Genomic DNA, 24,179 nt, shown 5'->3' on the forward strand with positions numbered 1-24,179 from the left:
GCAAAGGGTCGACGACACGTCCCGGCCACCCCGGGGGGCGCGGCGGGGGCGCGGCCGGGGGCGCACGACTGAGGGGCCCGGCGCGGGGAACGATGTCCCCGCGCCGGGCCCCTCATGACACCCGGTCGCGGCTCGAAAGCCGGGTTGTGCGACGGCCGTCCCCGGCCGCTTCGATCAGCTGACCCCGGCGGGCTCGCGCTCCTTGCTCAGCGAGGCGCGTCCCTTGCCGTTGGCCTCCAGATAGCGCTCCAGCGACTCGCCCTCCACGTCCACGTTGGGAACGATGCGGTCGAGCCAGCGGGGCAGGACCCAGGCGCGCTCGCCGATCAGGCCGAGCAGGGCCGGGACGATGGTCATCCGGACCACGAAGGCGTCCAGCAGGACGGCCGCGGCGAGGCCGATGCCCATCATCTTGATCATGGCGTCGCCGCCCGTGACGGCGAAGCCGGCGAAGACGCTGATCATGATCGCCGCGGCGGCGGTGACCACCCGGGCGTTGAGGTTGAAGCCGGTGACGACGGCCTGGCGCGGGTCCTCGCCGTGGACGTACGCCTCCCTCATGCGGGTGACCAGGAACACCTCGTAGTCCATGGCGAGTCCGAAGATCACACCCACCATGAAGATCGGCATCATGCTCATGATCGGCCCGGTGGACTCGACACCGACCAGGCTGGCGGCCCAACCCCACTGGAAGATCGCGACCACGATACCCAGGGCGGCGAGCACCGAGAGCAGGAAGCCGAGGGCGGCCTTCAGCGGCACGACCAGCGAACGGAAGACCAGCACCAGCAGCACGAACGCCAGGCCGACCACGAGGATCAGGTAGGGCACCAGCGCGTCCGACATGACCTTGGAGAAGTCGATGTTGGCGGCGGTGGTGCCGGAGACCAGCACGTTGGCGCCGGTGTCCGACTCGATCTGCGGCGCTATGTCGTTCCGCAGGTGGTTGACCAGGACCGTGGTGTCGTGGTCCGAGGGGCCGGTGGTCGGGAAGGCGAGCACCGTGGCGACGGTGCCCTCCGGGTTCACGTTGGGCGGCGCGGTCGCGAGGATCTCCTCCATCCCGCCGATCCGCTCGGAGACGTCGCTGGCGACCTGCTCGGCGTTCTCGCTCTCGATCACCATCATCAGCGGGCCGTTGAAGCCCGCCCCGAAGCCCTCGCTCAGCAGGTCGTAGGACTTGCGCAGCGTGGTGTCCTCGGGCTGGGTGCCGTTGTCCGGGAGGCCCTGCTCCATGCTGGCCACCGGGACGGCCAGCACGCCGAGACCCACCACGGAGGCGGCCAGCACCAGCGCGGGGCGACGGAGCACGGCGCGGGCCCAGCGGGTGCCGCCGTTCTCCCGGCCCGGCTTGTTCAGCGAGTGGGGAACGCCGGTCTCCGGGTTCTGCTTGCGCAGCTTGCGGCCGAAGATCCGCTTCCCGACGATGCCGAGCGCGGCGGGGACCAGCGTCAGGGCCAGCACCACGGCGACGGCGACGGCGCCGGCGGCGGCGAAGCCCATCTTGGTGAGCAGCGGGACGTTGACCACGGCGAGGCCGGCGAGCGCGATGATCACCGTCAGGCCGGCGAAGACGACGGCGGAGCCGGCGGTGCCGACGGCGCGGCCGGCGGCCTCCTCCCGGCTGTGGCCCTCGACCAGCTCGGCTCGGTAACGCGAGGCGATGAAGAGCGCGTAGTCGATGCCGACCGCGAGGCCGATCATCATCGCCAGGATGCCGGTGGTCTCCGACAGGCCGAGCGTGCTGCTCAGCGCGGCGATGCCCATCATCGCGACACCGACGCCGACCAGCGCGGTCAGCAGCGGCAGACCGGCGGCGACCAGCGAACCGAAGGTGATGATCAGCACGATGGCGGCCACCACGATGCCGATGACCTCACCGCCGCCCATCTCCATCTCGCCCATCGCGACCTCGCCGTCGGCCTCGACGGTCAGCCCGGCGTCACGCCCGGTGTCCATCGCGTCGATCAGCTGGTCGCGCATCTCGGGCGTGATGTCGGCCCAGGTCGCGTCGTACGAGACCGACAGGTAGGCGGTGTCGCCCTCCGCGCTGACCGAGCCGGACTCGGGCGCGAACGGGTCGGTCACCGAGGCGACCAGGTCGCCCTGCTCCAGCTCGCCCCGCACGTCGGCGATCGCGGACTGGTACTCCGAGGAATCCAGCAGCGAGGAACCGTCGGGGGTCTGGAAGACCACGCGCGATTCGAGGTTTTCCGCGTTGGCCTGCGGGAACTGCTCCTCCATGACATCGAAGGCCTCCTGGGCCTCCGTGCCGGGGAGCGCGAAGTCGTCTTCCGGCGGTGTCCCCGCCGACGCCGCGACTCCGCTGATACCGAAGAGGAGCGCGAGCCACAGCAGCGCCACCCACCAGCGGCGCCGGAAGCTCAGGCGTCCGAGTTTGTACAAGAACGTAGCCACGGGGCAGGTTCTCCTGTCCGGGTGTCGTGGATCGATTACCAGATGAGTCAGCTCATGTCACGAGACGCAGCACAGCCCGTTGAGGATGAGCCCGGCACGAGCTTGTGATGCGAATCACTTTTCGTGCCGCTTTGTGACTTGCCGCTGCTTTCCGTGACCCGAAGCATGGGAGGGTGAGCGACGAACCGAACTCATCTGACGCACCGCCGCGCCCGCGACCGGAGACCTCGGCTCCGAGTCCCGACGGGTATCTGAGATTTCCGCATCTCCACGGTGACCTGTTGTGCTTTGTCGCCGAAGACGATCTGTGGCTGGCTCCGTTGCCCTCCGCAGGCCCAGGCCACACGGTGAAGGACCGGGCCTGGCGACTCACCGTCGATCGTACCCGGCTGGGGCCGCCGAGGTTCTCCCCGGACGGACGCCACATCGCGTTCACCAGCTGGCGCACGCTCGACCCCGAGATCCACCTCGCCCCGGTCGACGGGGGCCCGGTCAGCCAGCTGACGCACTGGGCCTCCTACGACACCCGCGTCCGCGGGTGGACGCCGCCCGACGACTCGGGGCAGAGCAGGATCCTGGCCGTCGGCTCCCACCAGCAGCCGTTCTCCCACTTCGCCCGCGCCTACACGGTGCCGACGGCCGGCGGGCCCGGCGAGGAGCTGCCCTGGGGGCCGGTCTCGGACCTCGCGGTCCGGGGGCACGGCGGGGAGCGGCAGACCCTGCTGCTGACCGGCGCCGCCTCCCACGACCCGGCGGACTGGAAGCGCTACCGGGGCGGCGGGACGGGACGCCTCTGGCACCACGGCGAACGGCTGTTGGCCGACCTCGGTGGGCAGTTGAACAGCCCGATGTACGTCGGCGACCGGATCGCGTTCCTCTCCGACCACGAGGGCGTCGGCAACCTCTACTCCTGCCTCCCCGACGGCAGCCAGCTGTGGCGCCACACCGACCACGACGCGTTCTACGCACGGCACGCGTCGACGGACGGGCACCGGGTGGTCTACCAGTGCGCTGGCGAGCTGTGGCTCCTGGAGGACCTGGGCCCCGGCTCCGTCCCGCGCCGGCTGCCGCTGCGGCTGGGCGGAGCCCGCACCGGGCGCCGGCCGTACCAGGTGCACACGCCGAGCCACGTGGAGTCGCTGACGGTGGACACCACCGGGCGGGCCAGCGCGATCTGTGTGCGGGGCGGCCTGTACTGGCTGACGCACCGGGACGGGCCGGCGCGCGCGCTGGCCGAGGCTCCCGGCGTGCGGGTGCGGCTGCCGGAGATGCTGGGCGACTCGGGCCGCATCGCCTACCTCACGGACGCCGACGGCGAGGACGCCATCGAGGTCGCCCACCTCCCGCGCGTCAGCGGAGGTCGCGAGCCGGTGCGGCTGGCCACCGGGCCGCTGGGCCGGGTGCGGGAGTTGGTGGCGACCCCGGACGGGACGGGCCTCGCCGTCGCGACCCACGACGGGCGGCTGCTGCTGGTGCGGCTGCCGGACGACGGGGGCGCGGACGCCTCCGGCGAGGGGGGCGGGGTCGGCCTCGCGGCCGAGGCCGACGGGGGCGCGGACGCCTCCGGCGAGGACGGGAGCGGCCTCGCGGCCGAGGGCGAGGTTGGGGCCGGGGTCGACGCCGAGGGCGAGGTTGGGGCCGAGAAGGATGCGGAAGTCGGGGGCGAGGGTGATGCCGATGCCGCCGTCGAGACCCGAACGGAAACCGGAACCCGTTCCGGGCCCGGCGCCGGGCCCGGAACCGCGACCGAGACCAGCAGTGAGACCGAGACCGGGCCTGGGACCGGATCCGGAATCGCGACCGAGACCGGCGGTGAGACCGAGACCGAGACCGGGCCCGGAACCAAGGCCAAAGCCGAGACCTGTCCCGGCACCGGAACCAAGGCCAAGACCGAGGCCGAGGCCAAGGCCGGGCCCGGTGCTGGCGCCGGCACCGAAACCGCGACCGAGACCGAGACCGCGACCGCGACCGGCGGGGACGTCCGGGAGGAGGAGCCTCTCTCGGACCCCGCCGAGGCGGCGGGGCAGGCGTTGCTGCCGCGGGTGACGGAGGTCGCGCGGTCGGTCAACGGGCCCGTCCGCGACCTCGCGTTCTCGCCCGACTCCCGCTGGCTGGCCTGGGCGCACCCGGGCATCGGGCGGTCGTTGAGCCAGATCCGGATCGCCGAGCTGGGCGGTGAGACCCCGACCGTGGTGGAGGTCACCGACGGCCGGTTCGAGGACGAGGAGCCGGTCTTCACCTCCGACGGGCGGTTTCTCGCCTTTCTCTCCTGGCGCGGCTTCGACCCGGTCTACGACGTGCACACCGGCGGGATGTCGTTCCCGTTGGGCTGCCGCCCTTATCTCGTTCCGCTCTCCTCGGCGACCAGGTCCCCGTTCGCCATCACGCCCGAGGGGCGGCCGGCCGCCGGTGGGTTGGACCCGGACGAGACGGCGGGCGACGTCGGGGAGGCAGGGGCCGAGGGGCGGGTGACCGTGGAGGTCGAGGGGCTGGGAAGCCGGGTCACGCCGTTCCCCGTCGCCGCCTCGAAGTACTCCTCGCTGTACCCGGTCAGCGGCGGCGGACTGGTGTGGCTGCGGTGGCCGATCTCCGGGGCGCTCGGCGAGACGTTCCTCAACCCGGACAACACGTCGGGCAAGCCGACGCTGGAGCACTTCGACCTGGCCAAGGCGAAGCGGAGCGAACTCGCCGACGGCGTCGACTGGTTCGCTCCCAGCGGGGACGGGACCCGGCTGGTGGTCAGCGAGGAGCAGGACCTGTCGGTGGTCTCCGCGACGGACTCCACGGACAGCGACTCGGCGGTCAGGATCGACCTGCGGCGGATCGTGCATGTCGCGGAGCCGGCGGCCGAGTGGCGGCAGTCGTTCGACGAGGCGGGCCGGCTGGTGCGGGACTTCTTCTGGGACCCCGGGATGTGCGGCATCGACTGGTCCGCGGTGCTCGACCAGTACCGCCCGCTGGTGGAACGGGTCGCGAGCCCGGACGAGTTCGCGGACCTGCTGACCGAGACGATGGGCGAGCTGGGCACCTCGCACGCCTATGTCAGCGCGGGGCGGCTCAACGAGGGGCCGTGGCAGTACCACAGGCCCCAGGGGCTGCTGGGCGCCAACTTCTGCCGGACGAAGGACGGTTCGGGGTGGCAGCTGGCGCGCGTGCTGCCCGGCGACTCGTCGGACTCCAAGGCGCGTTCCCCGCTGGCCGGCACCGGGGTGCGGGAGGGCGCGGTGCTGACCCATGTCGGGGGGCGGCCGGTGGACGCGGCGGCCGGCCCGTGGCCGCTGCTCGCCGGCACGGGCGGCACCAGCGTGGAGCTGACCTTCGCCGACGGGTCGGGCCGCCGGCGGAGGGTGGCCGTGGTGCCGCTGGTCGACGACCGGCAGCTGCGGTACCAGGACTGGGTGGCCCGGCGGCGTGAGCTGGTGCGGGAGTTGAGCGCCGGCCGCTGCGGCTATGTGCACATCCCGGACATGGGCGGCTCCGGCTGGGCGCAGTTCAACCGGGACCTGCGGCGCGAGTTCGACCGCGAGGCGCTGATCGTGGACGTCCGGGGCAACGCGGGCGGCCACATCAGCGAGCTGGTGGTGGAGAAGCTGAGCCGCACCATCCTCGGCTGGGACCTGACGCGCAACGCCCAGCCCGTCTCGTACACCTCGAACGCGCCGAGGGGCCCGGTCGTCGCGGTCGCGGACGAGGCGACCTCCTCCGACGGGGACATGATCACGGCGGCGTTCCGGCTGCTGGGGATCGGGCCCGTGGTGGGGTCGCGGACCTGGGGCGGGGTCGTCGGGATCACCGGGGAGCACCGGCTCGGGGACGGCACGGACATCACGGTGCCGATGAACGCCGCGTGGTTCGACGCCTACGGCTGGGACGTGGAGAACCACGGCGTCGCGCCGGACATCGAGGCGCTGCGCACGCCGCTGGACTGGGCGGAGGGGCGTTCCGTGGTGCTGGACACGGCGGTGCGGGTCGCGCTCGACCTGTTGGAACGCCATCCGGCGGCCCGGCCGCCCGGCTACCAGCGGGTTCCGGACCGGGGCCGCCCCCCGCTGCCGCCGAGGACGGCGGCGCCGGTGCGGGAGTGCGAGGACGGCGGGTCCGTGTGACGCTGGATGCGGGACGGTGGTTTTGACCCGCTTGTTCCCGTGACAGGCCAATCCGTCTTCTCTGCGAGGAGTGGCAGCACATGGGCATCTCGGACCAGTTCAAGGACAAGGCCCACGAACTCCAGGACCGCGCCAAGGACGCCATGGACAAGGGCAAGGAGCAGTCCAAGGAGCGCAAGGGCGACAAGGGCGGCCAGGGCGACAGCCCGATGGACAAGGCCAAGGACAAGGCCCAGAAGGCCGCCGACCGCGCCAAGCAGTACGGCCAGGACAAGTGAGCCGGGGCGACTGAGCCCGCTCGCTCCGTCCCGGTGAACGCGGGGGGCCGCCGCTCGTCGGCGGCCCCCCGCGCGGCGCCCCGTCCCGGCCCCCTGGCCGGGACGGGGCGCCGCGCCGTGCCGTCCGGCCTCAGCCGGCGGCGCGACCGCCGGGGCCGACCAGGCCGCGGTGGCCGGTCCCGGGGCCGAGCGCCCGCAGCCGCCGCTGCGCGAGGCGCCCGCCCACCACCGCGGGCAGCGCGCCGCGCACCGGCACGGCCGCGCGCAGCCAGCGCTGGGCGTAGATGTGGACCGCGCGGCGTTCGATGCCGGCGGCGAGCCGGGCGACCGCGGGGGCCAGCGGGTGGGTGAGATTGGCGGGGAAGGGCAACTTGCGGCGCATCGCGGCCAGTTGCTTGTCCTCGTCGGCGCCGCGCACCATGTCGGTGTCGGTCCAGCTGAGATAGCCGACGCCGACCCGCACGCCGTCCGCGGCGACCTCGGCTCGCAGACTGTGCGCGAACGCCTCCACACCGGACTTCGAGGCACAGTAGGCGGTCATCAGCGGTGCGGGGGTGATCGCCGCGAACGAGGCGATCTGGAGGTAGTAGCCGCGGCTGTCGCGCAGCGCCGGCAGGAAGGCGCGGCAGGTGGTGGCCGAGCCGAGCAGGTTGACCTCGATCACCCGGCGCCAGACGTCCTCGGGGCTCTCGGCGAACGGCCCCCCGGTGGCGACGCCGGCGTTGGCGACCACGGTGTCCACCCGGCCGTAGTGCGCCCGTATCTCGTCGGCGACCCGGCGCATCGCGTCGGCGTCGGTGACGTCGGCCGCCCAGTGCGCGGCCTCCCCCGGCAGGTTCCGGGCGACCCCGGCGAGCCGGTCGGGTTCGAGTCCGACGAGCGCGAGGCGGGCGCCGCGCCCGGCGAGCATGTCGGCCAGCTCGGCGCCGATGCCGCGCGCGGCGCCGGTGACGACGACCACCTGCCCCGCGAGCGGGCGCCGGCGACGGGGAAATCCACTCACAGGTACTCCTTCGCCAGCTTGCCGAGCGTCTCGGCCACGGTGTCGGGTGCCTCGACGGGTGTCATGTGCCCGACGCCCGGCAGTTCGGTGAAGCCGGCGGGGCGGCTGAGCCGGCCGTGGATGCGGTGGGCGTGCACCGGCGGGGTGAGCCGGTCGGCGGTGCCCTGCAACACGGCGACGGGCAGGTCGAGTCGGGGAACGTGCGCGGAGAGGTCGAGCGAGGCGAGCACGGCCCCCCACTCGGCGCGGGCGCGGCGCGGGCAGGCGTTGACCATCCGCGCGACGCCCTCCAGCTGCCCCGGGGTGGCGCCGGGGCCGAGGGTGATGTGGCGGATGATCCGCCGGGAGAGCGGGGTGAGCGGCCCGTAGGGCAGCCGGGTCCGCAGGAACGCGCGGTGGGCGCGGTCCCGCCAGCCGCCGGGACGCAGTGGCAGCACGGTGGACTCGCCCGCGAGGCGGTCGGTCCCGGTGCTGCACAGCAGCGCGGCGGCGGCGCGTTCCCGCAGCTCGGGGCGGTCGGCGGCGGCGAAGACCGTCATGGCGCCCATCGAGTGGCCGCAGAGCACGGCGCGTCGCCCCTCGTCGAGGGTGGCCTCCAGCACCGCGCACAGGTCGTCGGCGAGCGCCTCGACCGAGCAACTGCCGGGCGTGGGCCGGGAGTCGCCGTGTCCGCGCTGGTCGTAGGCGACGACGCGGTGTCCCTCCGCGCGGAGTTGGCGGGCGACGGGGTGCCAGAAGGTGGTGTCGCAGGTCCAGCCGTGCACCAGGACCACGGTCGGCGCGTCGTCCGGGCCGCTGATCTCGGTGTGGAGGCGGGCGCCGCCCGTGGAGGTGACCTGGAGTCGTCGGACGTCTTCAGCCATGGCGCAGCACCTCGTATTCGGCGAGTTCGACGTGGTCGGTGACCCGGCGGAACTCGCCCGTGGTGCCGGGCCAGACGGTGGTGTTCCGCCCGGAGGCGTCCAGGTACCAGCTGTCGCAGCCGCCGGTGTTCCAGACGGAGCGGGACAGCCGGCGCTGGAGTCGTTCGTTCCAGGTGGCGACGGCGGACCGGCGCGGCACCAGCGCGGCGGGGCCGCGCTCGCGGTCGGCGAGGGCGTCGAGGCGGCCCAGATAGTCCTCCAGATAGGAGAGTTGGGCCTCGATCATCAGGATCATGGAGGAGTTGCCGAGGCCGGTGTTGGGGCCGATGACGGTGAGGAAGTTGGGGAAGCCGGGCGCGGTGGTGCCGCGCAGCGCGGCCATCCCGTCGCGCCACTCCTCGGCGAGCGTGGTGCCGTCGACTCCCTTGACGCGGTGGGCGATCGGCAGGTCGCTGATCTGGAAGCCGGTGCCCATGACGAGCGCGTCGGCCTCCACCCGTCGGCCGTCGCGCGCGATCAGGGTGGAGCCGCGCACCTCGGCCAGCCCGGAGTCGACGACCCTGACGTGCGGCTTGGTCAGCGCGGGATACCAGTCGTTGGAGAGCAGGATGCGCTTGCAGCCGATGCGGTAGTCGGGCGTCAGCCGGCGGCGGAACGCGGGGTCGCGCACGGAACGCCGCAGGTGGAGGCGGGCAAGCTGCTCGACGACCCGCATCCCCTTCGGGTGCCTGGCGAACGCGTCCACCTGCAACTCCCGTATCCCCCACAGCAGTTGCCTGCGGGCCGCGCCGGTGACGGGCAGCCGCTCGTGGAGCCAGCGCTCGGCGCCGCTGGTCCTGCGGTCCATCCGGGGCAGCAGCCAGGGCGGGGTCCGCTGGAAGACGGTGAGCTGGTTGACCTGCCGCTCGATCGCGGGCACGAACTGGATCGCGGAGGCGCCGGTGCCGACGACGGCGACCCGCTTGCCGCGTATCGGGTAGTCGTGGTCCCAGCGCGCGGAGTGGAAGACCCGGCCGGGGAACGTCTCCAGGCCGGGCAGGTCGGGGAGTCTGGGGTCGGAGAGCGGACCGGTCGCCGAGACCAGCACCTGCGCGCGGTAGCTCCCGGCCGTCGTCTCGATCCACCAGCACAGCTCCTCGCTGTCCCAGCGGGCGGCGGTCAGCTCGTTGCCGAACCGCAGGTGCGGGCGGATGCCGTAGGTGTCGGTGACCCACTCCAGATAGGCGCGGATGTCCTCCTGGCCGGAGAAGCTGCGCGGCCAGCGGGGGTTGGGGGCGAAGGAGAACGAGTACAGGTGCGAGGGGACGTCGCAGGCGCAGCCGGGGTAGGTGTTGTCGCGCCAGGTGCCGCCGACCGCTCCGGCGCGCTCCAGCACCACGAAGTCGGTGACGCCCATCCGCCGCAACCGCACCGCCGCGCCCAACCCGCCGAACCCCGCCCCGATCACGGCGACGCGCACGGACTCCATCGTTGAGCCTCCGTTCGTCACGGGAAAGCTGCCAGCATTCACTGGCACGTTCGGAGGGTAGGACAGAAAGGTACCGGCCGGTAGGGGGCGTGCACCTAGACTTCACCGCGTGACGGCAGGGCGGGAAGTGGCGGGCGGCGGGGAGTACCGGGCGGACGAGTTGGCCGAGGCCGCCGGGATCACCCCGCGCACCCTGCGGTTCTACCGGGAGCGCCGGCTGCTGCCGCCACCGCGCCGCGAGGGCCGGGTCGCCTGGTTCAACGACCAGCACCTGGAGCGGCTGCGCACCATCTCCGAGCTGCTGGCGCGCGGCCACACGCTGGGCGGCATCGCCGAGATCCTCGCCGCGTTCGCCTCCGGCCAGGACACCGGCCGCACCGCGCGGCTGCTCGGCGTCCACGAGCCGCTGCCCTGGGCCGAGGAGGAGCAGGTCCCGCTGAGCGCGCGGGAGTTGGCCGACTACTACGCGGGCGAGACCGCGCCGGAGAACGTCACCGAGGCGATGGCGATCGGCTATCTCCTGCCGCGCGGGGAGAGCGTGGTCCATGTCAGCCGCGACCTGCTGGACGCGTCGTCCGCGCTGGTCAAGGAGGGCATCCCGCTCGCCACCCTGCTGACGGCCGGCCGGGAACTGCGGGCGCACGCCGAGGCGTTGGCCGAGGTCTTCACCGAGGTGCTGCGCCGCCAGGTGCTGCCCGAGGTGCTGGGCGAGGGGCGCGCGGAGCGCGGAGCACCGCCCAGCGAGGAGGAGGTCAAACGGCTGACCGAGACGCTGGAACGGCTCCGGCCACTGGTCAAGAAGGCGGTCTACGCCGAGGTCTCCCTCGCGCTCGACCGCCGGCTACGCGCGGAGTTCGCCCCGCCGGGCGCGGGCGGGGACGGCGACTGAGCCGGGCCCACGCGTTCAACCGGCCCGGTCGTGCTCGCCCGCGTCCTCCGCGGGCCGCCCGTCCGCCCCGTGGTCGAAGGACATCAGCCCCCTGATCCCCTCCGTGAAGACCGACGCCTCGATCCCTCCGAAGAGTCCGCGCTGGAGCAGGAACCCCTGCACGCTGGCCGCCAGCGCCCGCGCCACCGCCTCGGGGGCGACGTCGGCGCGCATCCGGCCCTCGCGCTGGTAGGTGACGACGATCCGCGCCCACAGCGTGAGCAGGTGCTCGAACCCGTCCTGGAACACGGCGCGCAGCTCCGGGTTGCGCAGCGTCTCCGCCCACACCTGGATCACCATCGAGGGCGGGAAGCCCAGCTCCTCGCCCACCTTCCGCAGGCCGTGGGCGAGCAACTCGTCGGGCGGCGGCGGATGCGCGGACTCGACCAGGCGCTCGAAGCTGCGGCCGATCGTGGCCAGCACGTTGGCGGCGAGCGCGCCGATGATCGCGTCCTTGCTCGGGAAGTAGCGGTACACCGCGCCGGCCGACAGCCCGGTCTCCCGCAGCACGTCCTGCATCGAGGTGCCGTGGAAGCCGTCACGCGCGAAGCAGCGGGCGGCCCCGTCCAGGATCTGTTGCCGCCGCGCCGCGAGGTGCTCCGGGGAAACGCGTGCCATGGGAGAGAAACCTAAAACGAACATTCCTTCTTGACAAGGGGAAGCCGTCGGGCGCACCGTGGGGCTCGACTAAAACGAACGATCCTTCTTTTTGGCGCCTCACGGAGGTCGGAGTGACCACGCCACCATCCCCTTCCCCCACCCGCACCGCGCCCTCCGAGCCCGGTCAGCCCGCCCCCGGTCGCCCCGCGGCCAGAAAGTTGATCGGGGTGATCGTCGCCGTTCCGTTGCTGATCGGCTTCGTGCTGTGGGCGTTTCTCTGGCCCAACGCGCGGGGCGGGCCGCACGAGCTGCCGGTCGGCGTGGCCGGCCCCGCCCAGGCGACGGCGCAGGTCGCCGAGGCGCTGGAGGAGCGGGGCGACGCCTTCGACGTGCGGGAGTACCCCGACGGCGACGCCGCCCGGCGGGCCATCGAGCAGCGGGAGATCTACGGCGCGTTCGTGGTGGACGGCACGGGGTCGCCGGAGGTGCTGACGGCGGGCGCGGGCGGCGCCGGTGTCGCGCAGCTGCTGGTCACCGTGGCCGAGGCGCAGGCCGGGGCCTCGGTCGAGGTCACCGACGTGGTGCCGCCGCCGCCCGGAGACCCGAGGGGCGCGGCGTTCGGCGCCAGCCTGCTGCCGCTGGTGCTGGCGGGGATCGCCGCCGGCGCCCTGGTCGTCCTGACCGGGCTGCGCGGCGGTCGGGCGCTGCTCGCGCTGACCGGCGCCGCCGCGCTGGGCGGACTGATGGCGACCGTGCTCACCCACGGCTGGCTGGAGGTGTTGGCCGGCGACTGGTGGCAGCTGGCGGGCACGTTGGCGCTCATGGTGTTCACGGGCGGCGCGACGGTGGCGGGCCTCGCCGCGCTGCTGGGCCAGGCGGGGATCGGGGTCGGGGCGCTGCTGCTGATGATGCTGGGCAACCCGTGGTCCGGCGCCGCCTCGGCGCCCGAGATGCTGCCCGAGCCGGTCGGGATGATCGGCCAGTGGCTGCCGACGGGCGCGGGGGCGAGCCTGCTGCGCTCGGTCGCGTTCTTCGAGGGCAACGCGGCGGGCTTCCCGCTGGCCGTGCTTCTCGCCTGGCTGCTGCTCGGCGTCACCGCGATGCTCGCCGGCGCCCGCCTCCGACGGGAGCAGCCGGCATAGGCTCCCCGGTTCCCCGCGCCTCGGTTCCCCGCGCCTCGGTCTCTGGTGTGCCGCGACTCAGCCCCCGGTCCCGTTTCAGGCGCGAGGAGAGTGCTCGCTCAACAGGCTCTTGCTGTAGCAGCGGCTCGTCGGCTCGTGGCGGTAGACCCCGAAGTGGTCGGGGCGCGGCAGCTCCAGATAGCCGCTGGAGGCGTAGAGGTTCATCGCCTCGGGCTGGGCGACGCCGGTCTCCAGGACCATCCTGGTCCTGCCGGCCAGGCGCGCGTCCTCCTCCAGCCGGGCCAGGAGCCGCCGGGCCAGGCCGAGGCCCCTGGCCTCCGGCACCACGTACATCCGCTTGATCTCCGCGTCCCCGTCGCGGTACCCCTCCTCGCCCGCCGCCTCCTGCGCACGCCAGCCGCCGGTGGCGACCGGGCGGCCCAGGGGGTCGTAGGCGATCAGATAGATCCCGCGCGGCGGGTCGAACATCTCGGGCGCCAGCGGTGTGGCGTCGCCCTCGCTCTCGTAGCGCCTCGCGTACTCGGCCTGCACCTCGTCGTTGAGCTTGCGAGCGTCGGGGTGATCAAAACGGGTCACGACCAGGTCCATGCTGCGCATGGTACGAAATGCCGCGACAGAACCGCTCAGCCTCCCTACGCTCGTCGGCCATGGCTCCTCCCTCCTCCCCCGGTGCTGCCCCCGGCGCCTCCCCGACCTACGGCTGGCGCGCCCCGTTCCTGAGCACGGAGGCCGAGGCGCTGCACGCGGAGGGCTTCGGACGGCCGGCGGGCGCGCACGACTGGTGGGCGCGGTTCACCGCGCACAGCCTCGGCTGGGTCTGCGCCAGGGACCGGGAGGGAACGTTGATCGGGCTGGTCAACGTGGCCTGGGACGGCGGGGAGCACGCGTTTCTGCTGGACACCGTGGTGGCGCGGGCGGCGCGGCGGCGCGGCGTGGGGCGGGAGTTGGTGCGCCGGGCGGCCGAGGGGGCGCGGGCGGCCGGCTGCGGTTGGCTGCATGTCGACTACGAGCCGGGCCTCGGCGCCTTCTACGACGCCTCCCTCGGCTTCCGCCCCACCGAGGCCGGGCTGCTCCGACTCGACCGCACCGCACCGCCGGCCCCGGACGCCGGGCGCCCGGGGCCGTGAACCCGCCGGTCCTCAGAGCCCGTTGGCCCGGGTGATCTCGGAGAACCAGCGCCCCGAGTCCTTCAACGTGCGGGCCTGCGTCTCGTAGTCGACATGGACCAGCCCGAACCGCTTGCTGTAGCCGAGCGCCCACTCGAAGTTGTCCAGCAGGCTCCAGACGAAGTAGCCGCGCAGGTCGACCCCCTCGGTCAGCGCCCGGTGCGCCGCCGCGAAGTGGGCCTCCAGATAGGAACGGCGGTCCTCGTCCCGCACCCGGCCGTCGCCGTCCAGCCGGTCGTCGAACGCGGCGCCGTTCTCCGTGACGTAGAGGGGCGGCGGCGCGTACTCCCGCCAGACGCGGATGAGCGTCTCGTACAGCCCTTCCGGGTCGATCTCCCAGCCCATGGCGGTCTCGGGGAAGCCGCGCTTGACGAACTCGACGTGCTCGGAACCGACCCAGTTCGACGGCCCCTCCTTGGCCGTCCCGGCGCGCACCACGTGGCGGGAGTAGTAGTTGACGCCCAGGAAGTCCAACGGCGTGGAGATGGTGGCCAGATCGCCGTCCCGCACATGGTCGAAGTCCGTGACGGGCGCGAGGTCGGCGAGCAGGTCCTCCGGGTAGGAGCCGCGCAGCAGCGGGTCGAGGAAGACCCGGTTCATCAGCGCGTCGATCCGGCGGGCGGCGTCCCGGTCGTCGGCGGAGTCGGTCACCGGGTCGACGGGGTAGAGGTTGACCGTGATGCCCAGCTCGCGCGCGCCCTGTTCCCGCAGCGCGCGCACCGCGAGGCCGTGCCCCAGCAGCAGGTGGTGGGCGGCACGCACGGCGGCCGGCCCCTCGGTGCGGCCGGGCGCGTGGACGCCGCTGGCGTAGCCAAGGAACGCGGAGCACCAGGGTTCGTTGAGCGTGGTCCAGTCGGCCACCCGGTCGCCGAGCCGCTCGTGGATCAGCACCGCGTACTCGGCGAACCGTTCGGCGGTCTCCCGCGCCGGCCAGCCGCCCGCGTCCTCCAGGGGCTGGGGAAGGTCCCAGTGGTAGAGGGTCACCCAGGGCTGGATGCCGCGCTCCAGCAGGCTGTCGACGAGCCGGCTGTAGAAGTCGACGCCGGCCGCGTTGAGCGGGCCCCGGCCCTCGGGCTGGATGCGAGGCCAGGCCAGGGAGAAGCGGTAGTGGCTGATCCCGAGGTCGGCCATCAGCGAGATGTCCTCGGGGTAGCGGTGGTAGTGGTCGTCGGCGATGTCGCCGGTGTCCCCGCCGACCACCTTGCCCGGCGTGTGGGCGAAGGTGTCCCAGATGGAGGGGCCGCGGCCGTCCTCGTGCACGGCCCCCTCCACCTGGTAGCTGGCGGTCGCGGTGCCCCAGACGAAACCGTCGGGGAAGCGCACCCGGGAGAGGTCCCGGCGGGAGGTGGAGGTGGAGGTGAAGGCGGCGGGCTGATGGGCAGAGGTCATGTGCTGGCTTCCCCGGTCGTTCCAGATCGCTCTGGGTTGCTCTTGTTCTTTGTTCTTCGCTCTTGCTCTGTGTGCTTGCGCTTCAGCCTCAGCCTCAGCGCTGCCAGTACTCCGCGGGCGCGGCCAACGGTTCGAGCGTAGGCCAGAGCTCCTCTGGTATGGACCAGCGGCTCAGCTCCAGGGTTTCGGCCACCCGCTCCGGGCGGGTGACGCCGAGGACGGTGGAGGCGATCCGCGGGTCCCGGGTGGAGAACCGCACGGCCGCCGCCGGCAGCGGCACCCCGTGCGCGGCGCAGGCCGCCGCGATCCGCCGCGCCCGGTCCAGCACCACGGGACCGGCCTCGGCATAGGCGTAACGCGCGTGCGCCTCCGGCCCCTTGGCCAGCACGCCGCCGCCGAACGGCGCCGCGTTGACCACCCCGACGCCCGCCGCGTGCGCGTCGTCGATCAGCCGGCCGGCCGAACGGTCGAGCAGCGTCCAGCGGTTGTGCGTGAGCAGCACGTCAAAGGCGCCGGTGGCCACGTAGCGCCCCATCAGGTCCACCGGTCCCCCGGCGACGCCGAGATACCGGGCCAGCCCCTCGTCGCGCAGCCGCGACAGCTCCTCGACCGGCCCGCCCGGCGCCATGGCCTCCTCGAACGAGATGTGCTCCGGGTCGTGCAGATAGAGCAGCGGCACCCGGTCGACCCCGAGCCGCTCCAGGCTTCCCTCCAGCGAACGCCGCACCTGGGCGCCCGAGTAGTCGCCGGTCGCCGGGTCCCGGTCGACCTTGGTGGCCAGCACGAACCCGGGCGGCGGCCCGCCGATCTCGGCCAGCGCCTCGCCGATGATCCGTTCGCCACGGCCGTCCCCGTACCCGGCGGCCGTGTCCAGGAAGCCGACCGGCGAACGCAGCACCGCGCGCACCGTCTCCCGCGCGCGTTCCTCCGGCACCTCGTAGCCGAAGGCCGCCGGCATGTTCGACAGCGCGCCGCCGCCAAAGCAGATCTCCGGCACCCACAGCTCCGTACGCCCCAACCGCCGCGGTGGGAACGGCACCGCCCCGGCGGTCATCCGGCCACCGCGTTCCGCAGCGGGACCCCGTCGGGGTCGACGTCGCGGCCCGGGTCGCCGGCCAGGCCGACGGCCCGCAGGCCGAGCCGGTCGCGCGCCGGGTCGGGGGCGGGCGCGGTCTCGGCGGTGAAGGTGAAGACCTCCAACACCGCGTCGCCCGCCTGGAGGTAGTCGATCACGAAACCGCGCCGGTCCCCCTCGTGCACCAGCCGGCCGATCACCGGATACCCCAGCCGGTCGCGGTAGTACGCCAGGCTCGCCTCCAGGTCGCCCGAGGTGAGCGCCACATGGTCGAAGACCGGCTCCGCCTCGGGCGACCGCGCCTCGGCCAGCCGGCGTTCACGCTCGACCAGGTCAGGGGTGGTCACCTCGTGGTAGGTGAGGTGGCCGTCGATGATCTCCAGCAGCGTGCCGTCCGGGTCGGTGAAGAAGGCGATGTTGACGTCGCCGACCGCGCGCAGCGGCTCCAGCGTGAACGGAACGCCGGCGGCCTTCAGCCGTTCCGCCCGCCGGTACACGTCGCCGACCTTCATCCCGAAGTGCCGCATCCCGCGTTGGAGATCGTCCCGGATCCAGCCGCCGAGCGGGTCGCCCCCCTCTCCCTCACCGACCACCAGCTTGACCAGCGCGCCACCGGCGTCCAGCCAGTGGACGCCCGGGGTCGGCGGCTCGGGCGTCGACTCGGCCGGGCGCAGGCCGAGCTGGCCCCGGTAGAAGTCGAGGGAACGTGCGGCGTCGCTGACGCCTATCTCGACGTAGGCCATTCCTGACGTGTGGGGCATGGTCCGCCTTTCCTGGAATCCGGGTCACGTGCGGCGACGTGGGGCGCGTGCGAGGGAGCGTTCGGTGGAAAACGCCGCCTCATCCGCACATACCCAATGATGATCGTCGGAATGGGTATGAGCCACAGACCACGGACCACGGACTACCGCTCCCGACACCTGCACCGGTACCGGCACCGACAACCACGCGGGGCGAGCCGACCGCCTCCGGGGTCTTGCCGTCCGGCCGCACGGCGGGTTGAGTCGAGAAGGGGCTCAACCCGCCGGCCGAGTCGGGAGGCGAAGGTCGCGGAACGTCCCCCGGGGGACGACGGTCGAGGTCGCGACGGTCGGGAGTCGACGGGCGAGAGGAGCCGGACCCATGCGGGCAGTCCGTTGGCACGGCCGGGACGACGTGCGGTACGAGACCGTGCCCGACGCGCCCCCACCGGGCCCCGGCGAGGTGCGGGTCGCCGTCGCGTGGTGCGGACTGTGCGGCACCGACCTGCTGGAGTACCGCGGCGGCCCCGTCGAGATCCCCACCCGGCCGCATCCGGTCACCGGCGCCCTCGCGCCCGTCGTGCTGGGCCACGAGGTCGCCGGGCGCGTCGACGCCACCGGCCCGGGCGTCACCGGGCTCGTCCCGGGGGCGCTGGTCGCCCTCAACGGGCTGATCCCCTGCGACCGTTGCGCGGTCTGCGCCGACGGCGCCTACCACCTCTGCCCGGACTTCGCCCACATCGGGATGTCGGCGGACGGCGGGCTCGCCGAGCGGGTCACCGTGCCGGCGCGAATGGTCGAGCCCGCCCCTGAGGGCCTGGACGCGGATGTCGCCGCGCTGGCCGAGCCGTTCGCCGTCGCCTGGCACCTCGTCCGCCGGCTGGGCACGCCGGGTGGGCGGAGGGCCCTGGTCGTCGGCGCCGGGACGATCGGCCTGGCCACCGCGCTGATCCTGCGCGCGGGCGGCGACGAGGTGACGGTGGCCGACATCGGCGAACGACGGCTGGCCGTGCCGCGTGCCCTCGCGCTTCCGACCCAGCGCGCCGACCTCGACCCACCCGCCTCGGGCGCCTCGGGTGCCTTGCGCGCTTCGGGAGCCTTGGGCTCCGAACTCGTCGTGGACTGCACGGGTACCGGCCCCGGCTTCGCGCTCGCCTGCGCGGCCACCCGCCCCGGCGGCACCCTCGGCCTGGCGGGACTGCCGGGCGCGCCGGTCCCGTTCGACCTGGCCGCCGCCGTCAAGCGGGAGTTGACGTTGGTCGGCTCGATGTCCCACCGCACCGCGGAGGATCTGCGGCCCGCCCTCGCCTTCCTCGCCGAACACTCGGAGGAAGCCAGGCGGTTGATCACCGGCACGGTGGAACTGGAACGGGCCGTCACCCACGGTCTCGACGTGCTGACCGGCCCGGAGCGCGGTCGCCACGTCAAGATCCTGGTGGCGGCGGGAAGCCACCCGTGACCTGCGGGCCGACCCGGCACTAGGTTCGGGACGCGCCGGCGGCGGCAGCCACGGGTGAATCAGGGACGGCGGAGCCAACGAGGTCGACGGCGTCAGCGGAGTCAACGGAGTCGGTACAGAGAACAGCGGAGGCAGGGCATGAGCCAACAGCGGGACGGCGCGCGGCGGAGCGCGGAGTGGTTCGGCGCCGAGGGGCGCAACGGCATGATCCACCGCTCCTGGATGCGTAACCAGGGTCTGGGTCCGGAGGTGTTCGACGGCCGGCCGGTCATCGGCGTGGCGAGCAGCTGGTCGGAACTGACCCCGTGCAACGCGCACCTCAGGGAAGTCGCCGACTACGTCAAGCGCGGAGTGTGGCAGGCGGGCGGGCTGCCGCTCGAATTCCCCGTGATGTCGCTGGGCGAGACCCTGATGCGGCCGACCACGATGCTCTTCCGCAACCTGATGGCGATGGAGGTGGAGGAGACCATCCGCGCCAACCCGTTGGACGGCGTGGTGCTTCTCTCGGGCTGCGACAAGACCACTCCCGCGATGCTGATGGGAGCGGCGAGCGTGGACCTGCCGTCGCTGATGGTCACCGGCGGGCCGATGCTCAACGGCAAGTTCCAGGGCCGGGACATAGGTTCGGGCACCGACGTGTGGCGGCTGAGCGAGGAGGTGCGGGCCGGCCGGCTGGACGAGGCCGACCTCACCGAGGCGGAGGGCTGCATGTCGCGCAGCCGGGGCCACTGCATGACGATGGGCACGGCGTCGACGATGGCGTGCGTCGCCGAGGCATTGGGGATGCAGCTGTCCGGCTCGGCGGCGATCCCGGCCGTCGACGCCCGCCGTTACGCCCTCGCGCAGGCCGCCGGGCGGCGCGCGGTGGCGCTGGTCGAGGAGGACCTGCGCCCCTCGACGGTGTTGAACAGGGACGCCTTCGAGAACGCGATCCGCGCCAACGCCGCGCTCGGCGGCTCGACCAACGCCGTGGTCCATCTGCTGGCGCTGGCCGGAAGGGTGGGCGTGCCGCTGACGCTGGACGAGTTCGACGCGCTGACCACCGAGGTACCGGTGCTGGTCGACCTGATGCCGTCCGGCAGGTTCCTGATGGAGGACTTCTACTACGCGGGCGGGCTCCCCGTCGTGTTGCGCGAGTTGGACGAGCTGGGGCTGCTGCACCGGGAGGCGGTGACCGTCAGCGGGCGGGACATGGCCACCGAGACGGACGGGGCGCGCTGTTGGAACCGCGAGGTGATCAGGAGCGGTGCGGAACCGTTCCGCCCCGCCGGCGAGGGCACCGTGGTGCTGCGCGGCAGCCTCGCGCCTGACGGCGCGGTCCTCAAGGTCTCGGCCGCCTCGCCCGAGCTGCTGACGCACCGGGGGCGGGCACTGGTCTACGACCGGGTGGAGGACTACATCGCCGCCGCCGACGACCCCGACCTGCCCGTCACCCCGGAGACCGTGATCGTCGTGCGCAACGCGGGACCGCGCGGCTATCCGGGCTTCCCCGAGGTGGGGAACCCCCCGGTGCCGAAGGTGCTGCTGGAGGCCGGGGTGACCGACGTGCTGCGGATCAGCGACGCCCGGATGAGCGGCACCGGCTACGGGAGTTGTGTGCTGCACGTCGCGCCGGAGGCGGCGGTCGGCGGGCCGCTGGCGCTGGTGCGCACCGGCGACTGGATCGAACTCGACGTGGCGGCCCGGCGCCTCGACCTCGACGTTCCCGAGGACGAGCTGGCCGCCCGCGCGAAGGAACCCCGGCCGGAGCCCGAGGAGGCGGCGCCGGCGCGGGGGTGGGCCAAGTTGTATGTCGAGCATGTGACGCAGGCCAACGAGGGCGCGGACCTGGACTTCCTGGTCGGTGGCAGCGGCGACGCGGTGCCACGCCACTCGCACTGAGTCACCCCGCGCGCGGCGGGCAGGGGCGGCGGACCGCGGTCGGCCGCCCCTACTGACTGACCGTCAGCGGTACGGGGCCGATCCGACGGGGCGTCAGCGTGGTCGACCGACCGGTCGCCGGTGTGGGCGGCGGAAGTCGTGCACTCGGTTCGGTGGCCGACGTTCACGCGGTTCGGTGGGGCGCGGCGGCTCAGCGCGGCGGGCGTTCAGTGGGGCGGGCGGTTCGGTGGGGCGGACGGTTCAGTGGGGCGGACGGTTCAGTGGGGCGGGCGGTAGTTCTCGGCCTTGTCGAGGATCGCGGTGAACCGTTCCCACTGCGCCGCCCCCTCGGCCGTGGGCCCCACGGTGAAGTCCTCCGGGTCCAGGAAGTCGAGCCTCTCCCTCGTGGCCGGGTCGAGATCCAGCCATGCCGCCCTATCCTGCGGTGACCGAGCCACAGTCTTCGCACACCCAGTTGCCGTTGTTGAGCCTGCGACCCTCAGCCGAGCCGCAAGAAGGACATTCCACCGGCGCCCCCTCACGCGTTCACACGCCTCTCCCCAGCAGACGCGGGCTCTGACTGTAGCGTGCGCCGCCCCTGGCCGGCAGCCCCGTGCGACCGCCCCCGCGCCCCTCCACGGCCGTCAACACCCTTGTTTCCACGGCGAGCAGGGGTGGCCGGCGCGCGTCGGCGAGCCACGCACAACGAAAGACGCGCGGGCGTTTCCGATCACAAAGGATCAGAAACACCCGCGCGCACTCGAAAGGGATCAGGTGATCCGGGTCAACCGTGCACCGAACGCGGGCTCGGACAGCGACTCACCCAACGCCACCGGCACCTCGATCGCCCCCTCCCCCTCGCCGGCCCGCAGCGTGCCGACCACGGTGCCGGCCTCGGCGGATCCCGGGACGCCGTCGGCGCCCTCGACCAGTTCCAGGTCGACTTCGAGGCCGGGCCAACCGGCCACCGAGAGATCCTCGGTGATCACCAGCGGCGCTCCTCCGCCCAGTCCGTCGTCGACCTCGCCGACCACGTCGCCCGAGGAGAGCATCGGTTCGGCGACCAACTCGTCCTGGGCGAAGTCGATCAGCGCCTTGCCCGACGTCAGGGCGCCGGTCAGGATCGAGTTGTCCGAGGGGTGCGGCGGCTGGGCCAGCACCGCGCCGACGATCAGCTGGGTGTTGTCGCCCACCTGCTGCTCGGCGGCGAAGAGCAGGTTGCCGCCGGCGGTCGTGGTGGTGCCGGTCTTGATGCCGACCACGCCGTCCAACGGAACCAGATGGTTCCAGTTGGGCTGCTGGTCACCCTGGCTGTCGACGTAGCTCGGCATCCGGACCACCTCGCGGAAGAGGGGGTCCTTCATGACCTCGCGGCCCAGCTTCGTCTGGTCCGCGGCCGTGCTCACCGTCTCCGGGCGCAGCCCGCTCGGGTCGGTGTAGGTGGTGTCGGTCATGCCCAGTTCCTCGGCGGCCTCGTTCATCTTCTCGACGAACGCCTCCTCGGAACCCGCGTCCCAACGCGCCAGCAGCCGGGCCACGTTGTTGGCCGAGGCGATCATGATCGCCTGGATGGCTTCCCGCTGGGTCAGCTCCTGGCCGGCGGTCACCTCGACGATGGACTCGTTCTCGGCGATCAGGTCGACCTCGTCCTCGGCCTGCTGGTCGACGGGAATCGACGCGCCGTCCGTCTCCGGGTCCATGGGGTGGTCGCGGAGGATCACATACGCCGTCATCACCTTGGCGACGGACGCGATCGGCACGGGCTCCTGCTCACCGGACGAACCGAACGAACCCAGCCCCTGCACGTCCAACTGCGCCTGCCCCTGCTCGGGCCAGGGAACGGAACCCAGGTCGCCCTCGAAGGTGTAGGTCTCCGCGGCCGTCAGCTCAAGCCCCGGCTCGGGCAACGGGCGCAGCACCTGTGCCACGACGAGCGCGACCAACGCCAACACCGCCAGCGGGGTCCAGATCTTGATCCGACGCACGAGGGTGCGCAGGGGCGTGGGCGGGGGCGCGGGTTTGTTGGTGAGCGCCGCCAGCAGCTCCAACGGGTCCCGGTCGGCGTCGGCGGGCGGCGGAGCCGCCTCGGGCCTCGGCGGGAGAACGGGGGCGGGCGGGGCCGCCTCCGGCTTCGGCGGCGCCGACGGCGCGGGCTCCGACTTCGCCAGCGCGGCGCGCGCCGCGGCGCGCGGGTCGTCGGCGCGGTCCTTGCCGCGCTCGCCCTCCTTCGCGCCCTTGGCCTCCTGCGCCTCGCCTGTCCCCTTGGGAGGCGCGCTCGGCTTCGGGGGAACGGCGGGGGCCTCGTCCTTCTCCCCTACCGCCGGCATCGCGGCCGTGACACCGACCGTGCCGCCGCTTCCCGCTGCGTCCTCGCCGTCCTTGTCGCCCCTGTCGCCCTTGGCGCCCTTGGCGCCCTTGGGCGCGTCGCCGGCCGCCTTGGCCGCGGCGGGCAGCCGCAGCATCGCCGTGGCGTTGCTCTCGCCCTCGGTGCCCTCCGCGCCCTCGGCGCTCTTGTCGTCGGCGTCGCCCTTCGCCTCGGGCGGCAACCGCAACTGGGTGGTGCCCTTGTCTCCCCGGCCTTCCTCTCCCTTGCCGTCCCCGTCGTCCTCGTCCCCGTCGTCCTCGCCGGCCTTCTCGGACGGCGCCCGCAGCTCCGTCGTCAGCCGGTCCCCGGTCTCCTTCTCCTTCTCCGGCTCCTTCTCCGACTCGGGCAGCCGCAGCATCCGGGTCGAGTGGTCGCCATCCTCGGCGTCGGCCGCCTCGGACTCGGCCTCGCCGTCGTCATCCCCGTCGGCCGCCTCGGACTCGGCGTCCGCGCGGTCCTTCTCCGAGGCCCGCAGCTCGGTCGTTCCCCTGTCCTCAGAGTCCGGGCGTGCCCCCGGCCCCGTCTTCGCGTCCCCGGACGCCTCGTTCCCCTCCGCGGGCTCGCCCTCCCCGGCGGGAGAACGCAGCTCCGTCGTTCCCTTGTCACCGGCCTTCGAGGACGCCTCCTCGTCCGCGACAGGAGAACGCAACTCCGTTGTCCCCTTGTCCCCCGAGTCGGCCGGCAGCCGCAACTCCGCCGTCAGACGATCGCCCGCGCCGGGGGCCGACGCCTCCCCCTCCGGCTCGGAGGTCTCGCCGTCAGCTGACGGGGCCTCACCCCTACCGCCGTTACCTGATCGTTCCTCAGCCGCGTCGCCCCCGGTCGCGCTTCCGGTCTTCTCTGGCCTCTTCGGCTTCCGCGACTCCTCCGACCGCCGCTCCGCGTCGGCGGCCTTCGGCTGATCCGAGGCGGGAAGCCTCAGCATCGTCGTCGCGTCGCCGGGCGCGTCCGCCTCCGCGCCCTCCGCGCCGGCGCCCGCGTCGTCGCCCCCGGCCTCGTCCCGCCCGTCCCTCCCACCGTCGTCGTCCGGCTCGGCGTCATGCCGGCCGGCTATACCCGTCCCCTCGTCGCCGCCCTGGGCGTCGTCCCGCGCCGCGCCTTCGGCGGCGGCCTTCTTGCCCTCGTCCCCGGCAACCTTCGCGCCCTGTGGAACCCTTCCGGGGTCCTCAGACGTCTTCTCCGATGACTCTCGCTCCCGATCCCGAACCCACCTGTCCGGGGACTCGCCCGACACCCGTGCCTCCTCGTAACGACCCTTGAATGAACTGGCTGCTGGCCCCTATCAGTTTGCCGGTTCCTGTGCACCTCGGTACGCCACA

The 24,179-nt window shown here is 73.2% G+C and carries 19 protein-coding genes; 7 read left to right on the plus strand and 12 right to left on the minus strand.

From position 1 onward, the window contains the following. Positions 1-174: 174 nt before the first annotated feature. Positions 175-2,418: an MMPL family transporter gene (locus FH715_RS23065; protein WP_139648445.1), complete on the minus strand. Its 2,244-nt coding sequence runs from the start codon at positions 2,416-2,418 to the stop codon at positions 175-177. 251 nt (positions 2,419-2,669) lie between these two features. Between FH715_RS23065 and FH715_RS23070 the strand changes: the two genes are divergently transcribed. Both FH715_RS23070 and FH715_RS23075 read left to right on the plus strand, forming a co-directional pair. Continuing rightward, the gene (locus FH715_RS23070; RefSeq protein ID WP_246108923.1) at positions 2,670-6,524 is read left to right on the plus strand and encodes a S41 family peptidase; all 3,855 of its coding nucleotides are present in this window, start codon (positions 2,670-2,672) and stop codon (positions 6,522-6,524) included. Between the two features lie 80 nt (positions 6,525-6,604). Next, positions 6,605-6,802 carry a hypothetical protein gene (locus FH715_RS23075; protein ID WP_139648447.1) on the plus strand — a complete coding sequence of 66 codons (198 nt, stop codon included), beginning with the start codon at positions 6,605-6,607 and terminating at the stop codon, positions 6,800-6,802. Between the two features lie 130 nt (positions 6,803-6,932). Here the strand turns inward: FH715_RS23075 and FH715_RS23080 are convergent, their stop codons facing one another. The 3 genes from FH715_RS23080 to FH715_RS23090 are packed head-to-tail and all read right to left on the minus strand — an operon-like array spanning position 6,933 to position 10,136. Beyond that, the gene (locus FH715_RS23080; protein WP_139648449.1) at positions 6,933-7,805 is read right to left on the minus strand and encodes an SDR family oxidoreductase; all 873 of its coding nucleotides are present in this window, start codon (positions 7,803-7,805) and stop codon (positions 6,933-6,935) included. Continuing rightward, a complete protein-coding gene (locus FH715_RS23085; protein WP_139648451.1) occupies positions 7,802-8,668 on the minus strand; it encodes an alpha/beta fold hydrolase in 867 nt (288 codons plus the stop codon). Before FH715_RS23085 ends, FH715_RS23080 begins: the two co-directional genes overlap by 4 nt. Then, a complete protein-coding gene (locus FH715_RS23090) occupies positions 8,661-10,136 on the minus strand; it encodes a flavin-containing monooxygenase (protein ID WP_139648453.1) in 1,476 nt (491 codons plus the stop codon). Before FH715_RS23090 ends, FH715_RS23085 begins: the two co-directional genes overlap by 8 nt. Positions 10,137-10,245: 109 nt before the next feature. Here FH715_RS23090 and FH715_RS23095 point away from each other — a divergent pair, with 109 nt between their 5' ends. Next, positions 10,246-11,025, plus strand: coding sequence for a MerR family transcriptional regulator (locus tag FH715_RS23095; RefSeq protein ID WP_246108913.1), 780 nt, complete (start codon positions 10,246-10,248; stop codon positions 11,023-11,025). 15 nt (positions 11,026-11,040) lie between these two features. Here FH715_RS23095 and FH715_RS23100 read toward each other — a convergent pair whose 3' ends face one another. Then, positions 11,041-11,682 carry a TetR/AcrR family transcriptional regulator gene (locus tag FH715_RS23100; RefSeq protein ID WP_139648455.1) on the minus strand — a complete coding sequence of 214 codons (642 nt, stop codon included), beginning with the start codon at positions 11,680-11,682 and terminating at the stop codon, positions 11,041-11,043. A gap of 113 nt (positions 11,683-11,795) precedes the next feature. Here FH715_RS23100 and FH715_RS23105 point away from each other — a divergent pair, with 113 nt between their 5' ends. Next, the gene (locus FH715_RS23105; RefSeq protein ID WP_246108914.1) at positions 11,796-12,806 is read left to right on the plus strand and encodes an ABC transporter permease family protein; all 1,011 of its coding nucleotides are present in this window, start codon (positions 11,796-11,798) and stop codon (positions 12,804-12,806) included. 75 nt (positions 12,807-12,881) lie between these two features. Here the strand turns inward: FH715_RS23105 and FH715_RS23110 are convergent, their stop codons facing one another. Beyond that, positions 12,882-13,394: a GNAT family N-acetyltransferase gene (locus FH715_RS23110; RefSeq protein WP_139648457.1), complete on the minus strand. Its 513-nt coding sequence runs from the start codon at positions 13,392-13,394 to the stop codon at positions 12,882-12,884. A gap of 59 nt (positions 13,395-13,453) precedes the next feature. Here FH715_RS23110 and FH715_RS23115 point away from each other — a divergent pair, with 59 nt between their 5' ends. Then, complete coding sequence (locus FH715_RS23115; protein ID WP_139648459.1) at positions 13,454-13,933, plus strand: GNAT family N-acetyltransferase; 480 nt, start codon at positions 13,454-13,456, stop codon at positions 13,931-13,933. Between the two features lie 12 nt (positions 13,934-13,945). Here FH715_RS23115 and FH715_RS23120 read toward each other — a convergent pair whose 3' ends face one another. The 3 genes from FH715_RS23120 to FH715_RS23130 all read right to left on the minus strand — a co-directional run bounded on the left by FH715_RS23120 (position 13,946) and on the right by FH715_RS23130 (position 17,197). Further along, complete coding sequence (locus FH715_RS23120; protein ID WP_139648461.1) at positions 13,946-15,361, minus strand: GH1 family beta-glucosidase; 1,416 nt, start codon at positions 15,359-15,361, stop codon at positions 13,946-13,948. Between the two features lie 94 nt (positions 15,362-15,455). Further along, a complete protein-coding gene (locus FH715_RS23125) occupies positions 15,456-16,415 on the minus strand; it encodes an aldo/keto reductase (RefSeq protein WP_139648463.1) in 960 nt (319 codons plus the stop codon). Beyond that, on the minus strand, positions 16,412-17,197 hold the full coding sequence (locus FH715_RS23130; RefSeq protein ID WP_139648465.1) for a VOC family protein: 786 nt from the start codon (positions 17,195-17,197) through the stop codon (positions 16,412-16,414). The genes FH715_RS23125 and FH715_RS23130 overlap by 4 nt, the downstream gene beginning before the upstream one ends. Before the next feature lie 361 nt (positions 17,198-17,558). Here FH715_RS23130 and FH715_RS23135 point away from each other — a divergent pair, with 361 nt between their 5' ends. Then, positions 17,559-18,635 carry an alcohol dehydrogenase catalytic domain-containing protein gene (locus FH715_RS23135; protein ID WP_139648466.1) on the plus strand — a complete coding sequence of 359 codons (1,077 nt, stop codon included), beginning with the start codon at positions 17,559-17,561 and terminating at the stop codon, positions 18,633-18,635. A gap of 138 nt (positions 18,636-18,773) precedes the next feature. Then, the gene (locus tag FH715_RS23140; RefSeq protein ID WP_139648468.1) at positions 18,774-20,516 is read left to right on the plus strand and encodes an IlvD/Edd family dehydratase; all 1,743 of its coding nucleotides are present in this window, start codon (positions 18,774-18,776) and stop codon (positions 20,514-20,516) included. A 257-nt stretch (positions 20,517-20,773) separates the two neighbouring features. On the opposite strand, the gene FH715_RS23145 is transcribed toward FH715_RS23140, so the two are convergent. The 3 genes from FH715_RS23145 to FH715_RS23150 all read right to left on the minus strand — a co-directional run bounded on the left by FH715_RS23145 (position 20,774) and on the right by FH715_RS23150 (position 24,094). Beyond that, on the minus strand, positions 20,774-20,953 hold the full coding sequence (locus FH715_RS23145; RefSeq protein ID WP_139648471.1) for a hypothetical protein: 180 nt from the start codon (positions 20,951-20,953) through the stop codon (positions 20,774-20,776). Beyond that, the gene (locus FH715_RS29600; RefSeq protein ID WP_425472770.1) at positions 20,931-21,023 is read right to left on the minus strand and encodes an eL43 family ribosomal protein; all 93 of its coding nucleotides are present in this window, start codon (positions 21,021-21,023) and stop codon (positions 20,931-20,933) included. The genes FH715_RS23145 and FH715_RS29600 overlap by 23 nt, the downstream gene beginning before the upstream one ends. Positions 21,024-21,265: 242 nt before the next feature. Beyond that, positions 21,266-24,094, minus strand: coding sequence for a D-alanyl-D-alanine carboxypeptidase (locus FH715_RS23150; RefSeq protein WP_139648473.1), 2,829 nt, complete (start codon positions 24,092-24,094; stop codon positions 21,266-21,268). Positions 24,095-24,179 lie beyond the last annotated feature (85 nt).

The organism is Streptomyces sedi, from assembly GCF_006335015.1.
GTDB lineage: Bacteria > Actinomycetota > Actinomycetes > Streptomycetales > Streptomycetaceae > Streptomyces > Streptomyces sedi.

Bases quoted from the DNA above. Each gene is read 5' to 3' on its own strand.
- FH715_RS23125 (WP_139648463.1), bottom strand. From the start codon at position 16,415: ATGACCGCCGGGGCGGTGCCGTTCCCACCGCGGCGGTTGGGGCGTACG.
- FH715_RS23115 (WP_139648459.1), top strand. From the start codon at position 13,454: ATGGCTCCTCCCTCCTCCCCCGGTGCTGCCCCCGGCGCCTCCCCGACC.
- FH715_RS23110 (WP_139648457.1), bottom strand. From the start codon at position 13,394: ATGGACCTGGTCGTGACCCGTTTTGATCACCCCGACGCTCGCAAGCTC.
- FH715_RS23100 (WP_139648455.1), bottom strand. From the start codon at position 11,682: ATGGCACGCGTTTCCCCGGAGCACCTCGCGGCGCGGCGGCAACAGATC.
- FH715_RS23090 (WP_139648453.1), bottom strand. From the start codon at position 10,136: ATGGAGTCCGTGCGCGTCGCCGTGATCGGGGCGGGGTTCGGCGGGTTG.
- FH715_RS23130 (WP_139648465.1), bottom strand. From the start codon at position 17,197: ATGCCCCACACGTCAGGAATGGCCTACGTCGAGATAGGCGTCAGCGAC.
- FH715_RS23140 (WP_139648468.1), top strand. From the start codon at position 18,774: ATGAGCCAACAGCGGGACGGCGCGCGGCGGAGCGCGGAGTGGTTCGGC.
- FH715_RS23085 (WP_139648451.1), bottom strand. From the start codon at position 8,668: ATGGCTGAAGACGTCCGACGACTCCAGGTCACCTCCACGGGCGGCGCC.
- FH715_RS23120 (WP_139648461.1), bottom strand. From the start codon at position 15,361: ATGACCTCTGCCCATCAGCCCGCCGCCTTCACCTCCACCTCCACCTCC.
- FH715_RS23075 (WP_139648447.1), top strand. From the start codon at position 6,605: ATGGGCATCTCGGACCAGTTCAAGGACAAGGCCCACGAACTCCAGGAC.
- FH715_RS23135 (WP_139648466.1), top strand. From the start codon at position 17,559: ATGCGGGCAGTCCGTTGGCACGGCCGGGACGACGTGCGGTACGAGACC.